Genomic DNA, 10152 nt, shown 5'->3' on the forward strand with positions numbered 1-10152 from the left:
CAGGCAGGAGGTTCTTGATCCGCTCCCATTGATCGTCACGCAGGGCATAGCGACGCTGAGTCATCCGGGCTCCTCGTTCATTTTGAAGTGGTCGGGCGACAATATTCCCACACAACTACAATTGATGACACGCCCTAGCATACCCAGATAGTATATGTCGCGCTGAATCGCCGCGCGGTGAAATGACGCATCTGGGTTGGCTATGCAATAATCGGCGTCTTTCCAAGATGAATGGCAGTTATCGATTTCCGCTGTGGCCGAAACTCAATTTATCACGCGTTTGGCATTCCTGATTTGAGATCAGGTTTTACGGAGACTGAATGGACGAGAACCGCAAAAAGGCGTTGGCCGCCGCGCTAACCCAGATCGACAAGCAGTTCGGTAAGGGCACCGTCATGCGCATGGGGGACGTGGGTGCCGTGCGCAACATCGAGGCGATCTCCACCGGCTCGCTCGGTCTCGACCTGGCGCTTGGGATTGGCGGGGTGCCCAAGGGGCGCGTCATCGAGATCTACGGCCCGGAGTCGTCCGGCAAGACCACGCTCACGCTGCACATCATCGCCGAGTCACAGAAACTGGGCGGCACGGCGGCCTTCGTCGACGCCGAGCACGCGCTGGATCCGGTCTACGCCGAAAAGCTCGGCGTCAATATGAAGGAACTCCTGGTCTCCCAGCCGGACACCGGCGAGCAGGCGCTGGAGGTCACCGACATGCTGGTGCGCTCCGGCGCGCTCGATGTGGTGGTGGTGGACTCGGTGGCGGCGCTGACGCCGAAGGCCGAGATCGAGGGCGAGATGGGCGACTCGCACATGGGCCTGCATGCGCGGCTGATGTCGCAGGCGCTGCGCAAGCTCACCGGGAATATCAATCGCTCCAATTGCTGCGTCATCTTCATCAATCAGATCCGGATGAAAATTGGCGTGATGTTTGGCTCCCCCGAAACCACAACGGGTGGAAACGCGCTCAAATTCTACGCATCAGTTCGTCTCGACATCCGTCGCACCGGCAGCATCAAGAAGGGCGACGAAGTGATCGGGAGCGAGACCAAGGTCAAGGTCGTCAAGAACAAGGTCGCGCCGCCCTTCAAGCAGGCCGAATTCGATATCCTCTATGGACATGGCATTTCGCGCGAAGGCGAGATCATTGGGCTCGGCGTTGAGGAGGGTTTTATCGAGAAATCCGGCGCCTGGTACAGCTACGAGGGTAACCGCATCGGTCAGGGCAAGGACAACGTGCGCAATTATCTCTGCGAAAACCCCGCCATCGCGCAGTCGATCGAGGCCAAGATCCGCGATAAGCGGTTGCCGAAGGCGGGCGGCGAACCGGCGCCAGAGCCAGAGCCACCAGCGGCGCCGGTCGAGGATTGAAATTCTGAGCGTTCAGACCCAAAAAACGAGCGAGGCGGACCCGACGGCGGCGATCGAACGCCTGGCCCTCAAGCTGCTCGCGATCCGCGAGCATGCGCGTCGCGAGTTGGCGCGCAAACTTGCCGCTCGCGGCTTTGTCGAAGAGGACATTCACGCGGTGCTCGATCATCTGGTAGCCGAAGGTTTCGTCGATGAGGCGCGTCTGGCGGAACACTACGTAGCCGAGCGGATGGGCAAGGGCTTCGGGCCGCTGCGCATTCGCGGCGAACTGCGCGAGAAAGGGCTTGAGGATGACCTCATCGAACGCTCCCTGGAACCGCTGCGGGACGAATGGCCGGCCTGTCTGGCCGACACCTGCGATCGACGTTTCGGTGCCGAGCCGCCCGTCGATCGCGCTGAGTATGGCCGACGCGCGCGCTTCCTGGAGCAGCGCGGCTTTCCCACTGATTCGATCCGGCGCGTTCTGCGCTGGCCTGACTGACCGGACCCCGCGAGCGGTCCATTCGAGACTTCCCCATGATGACCAGTGCAGAGCTTCGAGCGAGCTTCCTTGATTATTTCGCGCAGCGCCAGCATGAGCGGGTGGCGTCCAGCCCCCTGGTGCCCGCCAACGATCCGACCCTGCTGTTCACCAACGCCGGGATGGTCCAGTTCAAGGAGGTTTTTCTGGGCCGCGAACGGCGGGCCTACACCCGTGCCGTCAGTTCCCAGCGTTGTGTGCGCGCCGGCGGCAAGCATAACGACTTGGAGAATGTCGGCTATACCGCCCGCCATCACACCTTCTTCGAGATGCTCGGCAATTTCAGCTTCGGCGATTATTTTAAGCGCGAGGCCATCGGGTTCGCCTGGGACTATCTGACCCGCGAACTCGCCCTGCCGCCCGAGAAGCTCTGGATCACGGTGTTTACCGAGGACGACGAGGCGGCGGCGATCTGGCTGAACGAGATCGGCGTCGATCCCGCGCGTTTTTCGCGCTGCGGCGCCAAGGACAATTTCTGGTCGATGGGCGAGACCGGCCCCTGCGGCCCCTGCTCGGAGATCTTCTACGATCATGGCCTGGAGATTCCCGGCGGACCGCCCGGCTCGCCGGACGCCGATGGCGATCGCTATGTCGAGATCTGGAATCTGGTCTTCATGCAGTTCAATCGGGATGCCGACGGCAACCTGACCCCACTGCCGCGCCCCTCGGTCGACACTGGCATGGGGCTGGAACGCCTCGCGGCGGTGCTGCAGGGGGTTCACAGCAATTACGACATCGATCTTTTCCGGCGTCTGATCGATGCGGCGGCCCAGGTCACCGGCTGCGCCGACCGCGCGGACAAATCGTTGCGGGTGATCGCCGATCACATCCGCTCGGCGGCCTTTCTGATCGTCGATGGCGTCACCCCCGGCAACGAAGGACGCGGCTACGTGCTGCGGCGCATCATGCGGCGGGCCATCCGGCATGGCTACCGGCTGGGTTGCGCCGAACCCTTTTTTCATCGTCTGGTGGCCCCGCTGGTCACGGAGATGGGCGTCGCCTATCCCGAACTCCTGACCAGTCAGGCGCAGGTGGAACGCCTGGTTCTGCTTGAAGAAGAACGCTTCGCCGAGACCCTGGAGCATGGCATGCGCATCCTGGACGAGGCGATTGCCGGACTCGCGAACGACCGCATCCCCGGCGAGACCGTGTTCAAGCTCTACGACACCTTCGGTTTCCCGACCGACCTCACGGCGGACATCGCGCGCGAGCGCGGTCTGAGCCTGGATATGGACGGTTTCGAGACGGCGATGGATCGGCAGAAAGAACGCGCCCGGGCCGCGAGCCAATTCGGTGCCACGCAGACGCTGGACATCCAGATCCAGGGCGAGACCGATTTCTGCGGCTACGAACGGCTCCGGGAAGAGGCGACAGTGGTCGCGCTCTACCGCGACGGTCATTCCTGCGACACCCTGGATGCCGACGAGGAGGGGCTGGCGATCCTCGATCTCACGCCCTTCTATGGCGAGTCCGGCGGACAGGTCGGCGACCGTGGCTGGCTGACCGCGGAGACGGGCCGGTTCGAGGTGCTCGACACCCAAAAGAAAGGCGAGGGTGTCGTGATCCACATCGGGCGCGTCACCGAGGGGCAATTGGCGGTCGGCGACCGGGTCGAGGCGCGCGTGGACGCGGCACGGCGTTCGGCGATCGCGCTGAACCATTCGGCAACTCATCTCCTGCATGCCGCCTTGCGCGAAGTCCTGGGCGAGCATGTCCAGCAGAAGGGCTCGCAGGTTGGACCGGAGCGTCTACGTTTCGATTTCTCGCATTTCGAGCCGGTCACGCGCGAGCAGTTACTGACCATCGAACGTCTGGTCAATCGCGAGGTCCGCGCCAATCATCTGGTCGAAACCCGGATCATGAACCTGGAAGACGCCAAGGCGTCCGGGGCCGTGGCGCTCTTCGGCGAAAAATATTCGGAACAGGTGCGCGTGCTGCGCATGGGCGATTTTTCCACCGAACTCTGCGGCGGCACCCACGTCAAGGCGGTCGGCGACATCGGCCTGGTCAAGATTCTCGCCGAGGGCGGGATCGCCTCTGGCGTGCGCCGCATCGAGGCCGCCACGGGCGCCGTCGCGCTGGACTGGGTCGAGGCCGATGAGGATCGTCTGTTGCGTCTCGCTGGACTGCTCAAGGGCGGACGCGAGGAGGTCGACGAGCGCGTCATTCAGTTGATGGAGCGCGCCCGGCGGCTCGAAAAAGAACTGGAGCAACTCAAGTCCAAACTCGCCAGCTCCGCCGGTCAGGATCTTGCCTCGCAGGCGATCCTGGTGGAAGGCGTCAAGGTGCTCGCCGCCCGGCTCGATGGTGCCGATCCCAAGAGCCTGCGGACCACGCTCGATCAGATCAAAGATAAACTCGGCTCCGCCGTGGTCGTCCTGGCCACGGAGTCGGACGGCAAGGTCAGTCTGGTGGCCGGCGTCACCAAGGATCTGACCGATCGGCTCAAGGCCGGCGAACTCATCGGCCTGGTCGCCGGGAAGGTCGGCGGCAAGGGCGGCGGGCGGCCGGATATGGCGCAGGCTGGCGGGAACGATCCCGCAGGTCTGCCCGCCGCCCTGGAATTGGTGGATGGCTGGGTGAGAAGTCGTCTGGCCGGATGAAACCGCCCGCCGGGCAACATTGAACTCTCTGAAAGACAGACGGATTAGGACGCATCGATGGCGCTGATTGTGCAGAAATACGGTGGAACCTCGGTGGGGAGCGTCGAACGCATCCACTTGGTTGCCGACCGGGTCAAACGTTGGACCGACCAGGGGCATCGGGTCGTGGTCGTGCTCTCCGCCATGTCGGGCGAGACCGATCGCCTGATCGGGCTGGCGAAGCAGATCCAGGAACGCCCGGAACCGCGCGAACTCGACGTGCTGCTGTCCACCGGCGAGCAGGTCACCATCGCCTTGTTGAGCATGGCGCTCGCCGCCAAGGGCTGTCCGGCCCGCTCCTATACCGGCGGCCAGGTGCATATCCTGACCGACAGCGCCCATAACAAGGCGCGCATCCGCGACATCGACGCGGCGCGCGTGCGGGCCGACCTGGACGCCGGGCGCGTGGTCGTGATCGCCGGTTTTCAGGGCATCGACGAACACGGCGATATCACTACCCTCGGTCGCGGCGGCTCGGACACCTCTGCGGTGGCCATCGCCGCCGCGCTCACGGCCGACGAATGCCAGATCTATACCGACGTCGACGGGGTCTACACGACGGACCCGCGCGTCGAACCCAAGGCCCGCAAACTGGACCGCATCACCTTCGAGGAGATGCTGGAAATGGCGAGCCTGGGCTCCAAGATTCTGCAAATCCGCTCGGTCGAGTTTGCCGGAAAATACCGGGTTCCCTTGCGTGTGCTCTCCAGCTTCGACGAGGGCGAGGGCACCCTGATCACCTTCGAGGAAGATATTGTGGAAGACGCCAAGATTTCCGGAATCGCCTTCAGTCGCGACGAGGCCAAACTGACCGTGCTTGGCGTGCCGGATCAGCCCGGCGTGGCGCACCGGATTCTGGGACCGATCGCGGACGCCAACATCGAAGTCGACATGATCATCCAGAATATCGCCGACCAGGCGGCCACGACGGACTTTACCTTCACCGTCCATCGCAACGACTATGCGCGGGCGCTGGAAATCCTCCAGGGCCTGGCCCAGGCACTGGGAGCCCGTCAGGTGCTGGGCGACGCGCGGATCGTCAAGATCTCGCTGGTCGGGGTCGGGATGCGCAGCCATGCCGGAATCGCCAGCCAGATGTTCGCCAGTCTGGCCGGGGAGGGGATCAATATCCGCATGATCTCCACCTCCGAAATCAAGATTTCGGTCGTGGTCGACGAAAAATATCTTGAGCTTGGCGTGCGTACACTTCATGAAGCCTTTCGGCTTGATCGTGATATGCCAATCTGAGTCGCCGAGATGGAACGGTTTACCGCTGGTCGGAAAAACATCCCGCGATGACCTTGCAAGCAATTTTATTGGCTAAATATCATTGCAGGAAGTGAAAAAACTATGGTGATGCCATCGCAATTGCTAGAATTGCAACATAAGGCCATTTATCGATACTTGGTCTGGAGTTGATCAAGCCTTCCGGGAAGCGGCGCTGACGAAGGTCGTGCTGCCGGAGTGGGCGGATCATCGAATCGGAATAAAGGTAAAGAAAGGAGAAAGTAACGATGTTAATTTTGACTCGCCGCGTAGGTGAAACGCTTATGATCGGAGATGAAGTCACCGTAACGGTCCTTGGTGTCAAAGGTAATCAAGTTCGCATTGGCGTCAACGCACCTAGGGAGGTATCCGTGCATCGCGAAGAAATTTACGAGCGGATCAAACGGGAGCAAGCGGAAGTAGGACAAGGCGAGACTCTGATGGGGCACGCTGGCCAACTTGATTGAGTTGGAAAAGAGATGGCTGCCGTGTTAGGATGCTTGGCCTGATCTTGAATATTCGTCGCTAAATTGGCTGACCTGATCGCCGAACACCCTACGTCGAACGCCCTAATAGGATAAAGTTAAAAAACCTATTTTTTAACCTGTTTCCTAGGTGTCAGAAAATCGTATTACTGGAGAGATGGCCGAGCGGCTGAAGGCGCTCCCCTGCTAAGGGAGTATAGGCTTTAAAACCTATCGAGGGTTCGAATCCCTCTCTCTCCGCCAATTCAAAACGCAAGTAGTTGTATCGCAAGAATAAAGCCTTTCGGGAAAGTCACTCGACCACCTAAAAGACCACCTTTCAGACGACGCTTGAGCCGTCGACCACCCGCAACCGCGACCACCTGACACCCGCCTTTCAGTCTCGACGGACCATTCCAAACGTGAGTTTTCCCGAGTCGGATATCAGGTTTTGACAGGTCAGATGTCTAGCCATGTTCGCCGGCAACATGGATATCGACCGCCACCTATCCGAGCATGTCCTTGACGCTGCCAGGCTGCCACTGACCGCGACCGCTGCGGGTCGGATAGCCTTCAGCATGGAGGGTTGCCGCGATCTTGCGAAATGACTCGCCTGCTGATTTCAGTTCTGCCGCTCGGGTCTGCGCCGATAGCCGCTCTGGATCGCTGCCGACCACCACCACCTCCTCGACCTTCACCACCTCCTCCTCGATCACCACCACCTCCTCGGTGCCGATCTTGTCGACCTCGACAACTTCCCGACGTCGGGAAGCTTCAAGCGCCGCGACTCTCGCCGCCAGTGCAGCAAGGTCTGCGCGAATGTCTGGGATCTGGTCCGGTGCTGGTGCTGCGTTGTCGATCTGGGTGAGCGCGCGAAGAATGACGCCGGTCATACTCTCGCCGGGAAGCGATGCGGCCTTGATGCGGTCTTTCGTGCCGTCTGGAAAACGTAGTGCAATTTGTTCGGTCATGGGTGCAAGCCTCTAAGCTAGATGATGGTAGAAAGTCTAGCTTATCACTTTGCCGTCTAGCTTACGCTAGATTTTCTAGCTTATCACTTGCCGTCTAGCTTGCGCTAGATTTTCTAGCTTATCACTTGCCGTCTAGCTTGCGCTAGATTTTCTAGCCAGCGTCTGTTTGCTCTGCTGCCAGGATCGCCGCCGCCGCCTCGGCCTTGATGGCGTCGATCCATTCATCATCGGCTTGCAGGATCGGATATTTCTCGCGACCGATGGCGGGTTTCGCCAGTTGCGCCGCTGCCGCATCAAGCGCCGGGTCGACGTGCAACAACTGCTGAATGACCACCGTGCTGGTGCTGGGTGCCTCTGCGCTCGGAGCGCCGACCAGATAGGACGCCAGCCAGGACCGCGCCTTCTCGTTGCCGTCGGTCGCATCGGTCACTGCGCGGTCGACAATGCCGCGCCATGTCTCAAGGTCGCAAGCTTCCATGAGCACGGACAGATAACCGGCCTCGGTCTGGCGCTTCAGTCGACCAGGACCACCAGGATTACCGATCTGGAATCGGCCTTTCTCGTCTCGCTTCGCTGCTGCCATTTCGTCACCCGTCTCAATCGCCGTCTAAACCGATCCGTGAGCCGTCCGGCCTCTGATCCTTGCCGGACCCTTACCCTCTACCGTCCGATCCGTGAGCCGCGAAATTGCGCGAAGTGTCGACCGCGCGCGCGCCTCGCTCTCTTTTTGCCTCTCTTTCTGCCTCTCAGAAAAGCTGCACCCACATGGTAGATTTATAGAAGGTGTCCATATAGAGAGAAGCAAAAACGCGAAAAAGGCCCTGACTTGTCCGCATAGAGAGAAGCCAGGCCCTTTAAGCGGCCTCATTTCTTGCCGACTTCTCTCTTGAGAGAGAACCCTTGTCCGTATAGAGAGAAGCGTTTTTACCGCGCCGACCTTGCTGAATGGATTTCCAGCGCCGCATGAATTCAGGATCGCGCTGTTCTTCCTTGTCCGCGTGCCAGAGGTTCAACGGTACCGGGTCCGGCTTCGCATCATGCGGCCCTTCGTCGATACCGCGCCACGTAACCCCGTAGAGGCTGCATCGGTTGCGTCCACCTTGCCGGGTCTGCACCAGGTAGCCGAACGCCACCAGCTCGACCACTGCCGAGTTGATGCCGCTGCCGGTGGTCCACCCATAAGCCGACATGACCGATGGTGAAGCAGCCAGGTTGCCATTGTTGCGCCCGTTCAACTGCTGACAGATGTCCACCAGGAACGCGCGCGCCGATGGGTGAAGATTTGCCACTGGCGCGGGTCGCTCGCCACTGGCGCGAAAGACCGAGTGAGGTAGCGCCGTGAAGCTGCCACTGGTCGCGCGGCCCTTGACCCGGCCTCTATCCTTCGATGGCATCGTGACTACCTCGCAGGAAGTACCGACCGCAACCTTGCCGCTCGTCCCATTCGGTCAGAATGCCGACACCCGCCGACCGCAAGTCGAACACTCTTCCTGCTGGGTGAGGAATGCGAAGCGCGCCGCCTCGTGCCTCGAAGGTCGACACATGGCCTCGCCGCTGAAGGTAGGCGAGCAAGCGCGCACACTGAGTTGCTGCTGACTCGCTGCGCCGCCGTGCTGGTGTAGAATGGCCGTGCCGAGAATGCCTGTCCAAGCCGCGTCGATCCCGAGTCGACGCGGCTTTCTGTTGTCTGGTCATCCCTCGCCTCGCAATCCATCGCCAGAGTCGACAGGAACCTCGTTAAGGCCACTTTGACGGGTTGCCGGGCGCGACATACCCTCTATCGACGGATCGCCAGAAACACGGCTTTTACGCTGTCTGCGCAAGGGATAGAGCGGACAGTCGGCAATGGCACATTCGATGATTTGCTGAAGGCAGGAGCCTTTCGCCAGCGGGTCATAGACGCATTGCCGACACATGGCATTGATGGCCGCGCGCAGGCTCGGACGCGTGAGAGTCTTTTCCATGATCGCCTCACGCTGCCGCTTTGCCGGTGCGCGAGGCGTCAATCTGCGCTTGCTGCCAGGCATCAATGTCGGTCGACAGCCAGGCCGAAGCCTTCACGCCGATCTTGATAGGTGCCGGGAAAGTGCCGGATCGAATGTGAGCGTAGAGGGTGCTGCGGGATAAGCCAGTACGGGAAACGACTGTTTTGATTCGCAGGAAGGTATTAGATGATTCGGTCATGTGATGAGCTACCTGGGTAGATGCTCACCGCGCGGAACGCGAGAAGGCACCGGACGGCGAGCAAAACCCCACCACGCGCAGACGCATGGTGGGCTAGCTCGACATAACCGGTGTCTTTCAGGGCCGCGCATAAACGCAATCACTCGCCATCCATGGAGATCCCTTGTCCTTGTCGGCACGCACTCACTTAGCCGACGATTTAGCGCCTAGACTTTCATCCATGCCGCGACTGCCACCCATTCTATGGATTGTTCCGGCCAGTCCAAATCCGCAAGGTTCGCGGCAATTTAGTTAGGCGGCAGTCGGTCGATTCCGCACACAATAGCCCTAAACAAGACAACACGCAATAGATTGTGTCGTCAGCCAAAGCTAGGCACTACATGCTGTCTAGCTTGCGCTAGATCGACCCACTGCCGAGCATTGTTTCGGGTTTCTCCACCCGCGCCGGTGCGCGCGAATGTACCGCGCTGCCGCTTGCTGGTGCCGGTGCTGGATCGGATCGCGACCACCCGGACGAACCAGCGCCGCGCGCCAGTCGGTGAAACTTGAAGCCAGAGACCGGACCGACCGCCGTCGGCATACTTTCCCGCTGCTGCTGTCTCGACTCGCCTTGCTGTGAGTGCCATATCTGCCGCCTCGCTGTTTCAGCCACCTCGACCACCCGGACGGCCACCCTCGACCACCCGAACGGCCACCTTTTCGACACGGCTTATACTAGACGACTTCGGACGCTATGAC

10 protein-coding genes and 1 tRNA gene are annotated in these 10152 nt (G+C 60.8%); 6 read left to right on the top strand and 5 right to left on the bottom strand.

The features are described 5' to 3' along the window. Nucleotides 1-320 precede the first annotated feature (320 nt). The 6 genes from recA to QZY07_RS06680 all read left to right on the top strand — a co-directional run bounded on the left by recA (nt 321) and on the right by QZY07_RS06680 (nt 6523). Nucleotides 321-1367 carry a recombinase RecA gene (gene recA / locus QZY07_RS06655; protein ID WP_295400887.1) on the top strand — a complete coding sequence of 349 codons (1047 nt, stop codon included), beginning with the start codon at nt 321-323 and terminating at the stop codon, nt 1365-1367. Nucleotides 1368-1473: 106 nt separating this feature from the next. Further along, entirely contained in the window at nt 1474-1848 is a 375-nt protein-coding gene (locus tag QZY07_RS06660; RefSeq protein WP_295400890.1) for a regulatory protein RecX, read from the top strand. A gap of 35 nt (nt 1849-1883) precedes the next feature. Then, nucleotides 1884-4490, top strand: a complete 2607-nt coding sequence (gene alaS / locus QZY07_RS06665) for an alanine--tRNA ligase (protein WP_295400892.1) — start codon at nt 1884-1886, stop codon at nt 4488-4490. A 57-nt stretch (nt 4491-4547) separates the two neighbouring features. Next, a complete protein-coding gene (locus tag QZY07_RS06670) occupies nt 4548-5777 on the top strand; it encodes an aspartate kinase (RefSeq protein WP_295400894.1) in 1230 nt (409 codons plus the stop codon). A 266-nt stretch (nt 5778-6043) separates the two neighbouring features. Beyond that, nucleotides 6044-6262 carry a carbon storage regulator CsrA gene (gene csrA / locus QZY07_RS06675; RefSeq protein WP_295400897.1) on the top strand — a complete coding sequence of 73 codons (219 nt, stop codon included), beginning with the start codon at nt 6044-6046 and terminating at the stop codon, nt 6260-6262. 169 nt (nt 6263-6431) lie between these two features. Beyond that, nucleotides 6432-6523 (top strand) — tRNA-Ser (locus QZY07_RS06680). A gap of 242 nt (nt 6524-6765) precedes the next feature. On the opposite strand, the gene QZY07_RS06685 is transcribed toward QZY07_RS06680, so the two are convergent. The 5 genes from QZY07_RS06685 to QZY07_RS06700 all read right to left on the bottom strand — a co-directional run bounded on the left by QZY07_RS06685 (nt 6766) and on the right by QZY07_RS06700 (nt 9414). Further along, nucleotides 6766-7230 (bottom strand): recombinase family protein, encoded by a 465-nt coding sequence (locus QZY07_RS06685; protein WP_295400900.1) that lies wholly within the window; start codon nt 7228-7230, stop codon nt 6766-6768. Nucleotides 7231-7381: 151 nt separating this feature from the next. Next, on the bottom strand, nt 7382-7813 hold the full coding sequence (locus QZY07_RS06690) for a hypothetical protein (protein ID WP_295400903.1): 432 nt from the start codon (nt 7811-7813) through the stop codon (nt 7382-7384). A 271-nt stretch (nt 7814-8084) separates the two neighbouring features. Further along, nucleotides 8085-8624 carry a hypothetical protein gene (locus tag QZY07_RS06695; RefSeq protein ID WP_295400906.1) on the bottom strand — a complete coding sequence of 180 codons (540 nt, stop codon included), beginning with the start codon at nt 8622-8624 and terminating at the stop codon, nt 8085-8087. Further along, nucleotides 8608-8925, bottom strand: coding sequence for a helix-turn-helix domain-containing protein (locus QZY07_RS27330; protein ID WP_363183840.1), 318 nt, complete (start codon nt 8923-8925; stop codon nt 8608-8610). The genes QZY07_RS06695 and QZY07_RS27330 overlap by 17 nt, the downstream gene beginning before the upstream one ends. A 276-nt stretch (nt 8926-9201) precedes the next feature. After that, nucleotides 9202-9414, bottom strand: a complete 213-nt coding sequence (locus QZY07_RS06700; RefSeq protein WP_295400908.1) for an AlpA family transcriptional regulator — start codon at nt 9412-9414, stop codon at nt 9202-9204. Nucleotides 9415-10152 lie beyond the last annotated feature (738 nt).

The organism is uncultured Thiocystis sp., assembly GCF_903866365.1.
GTDB lineage: Bacteria > Pseudomonadota > Gammaproteobacteria > Chromatiales > Chromatiaceae > Chromatium.

Bases quoted from the DNA above. Each gene is read 5' to 3' on its own strand.
- QZY07_RS06695 (WP_295400906.1), bottom strand. From the start codon at position 8,624: ATGCCATCGAAGGATAGAGGCCGGGTCAAGGGCCGCGCGACCAGTGGC.
- recA (WP_295400887.1), top strand. From the start codon at position 321: ATGGACGAGAACCGCAAAAAGGCGTTGGCCGCCGCGCTAACCCAGATC.
- csrA (WP_295400897.1), top strand. From the start codon at position 6,044: ATGTTAATTTTGACTCGCCGCGTAGGTGAAACGCTTATGATCGGAGAT.
- QZY07_RS06670 (WP_295400894.1), top strand. From the start codon at position 4,548: ATGGCGCTGATTGTGCAGAAATACGGTGGAACCTCGGTGGGGAGCGTC.
- QZY07_RS06690 (WP_295400903.1), bottom strand. From the start codon at position 7,813: ATGGCAGCAGCGAAGCGAGACGAGAAAGGCCGATTCCAGATCGGTAAT.
- alaS (WP_295400892.1), top strand. From the start codon at position 1,884: ATGATGACCAGTGCAGAGCTTCGAGCGAGCTTCCTTGATTATTTCGCG.
- QZY07_RS06700 (WP_295400908.1), bottom strand. From the start codon at position 9,414: ATGACCGAATCATCTAATACCTTCCTGCGAATCAAAACAGTCGTTTCC.
- QZY07_RS27330 (WP_363183840.1), bottom strand. From the start codon at position 8,925: ATGACCAGACAACAGAAAGCCGCGTCGACTCGGGATCGACGCGGCTTG.
- QZY07_RS06685 (WP_295400900.1), bottom strand. From the start codon at position 7,230: ATGACCGAACAAATTGCACTACGTTTTCCAGACGGCACGAAAGACCGC.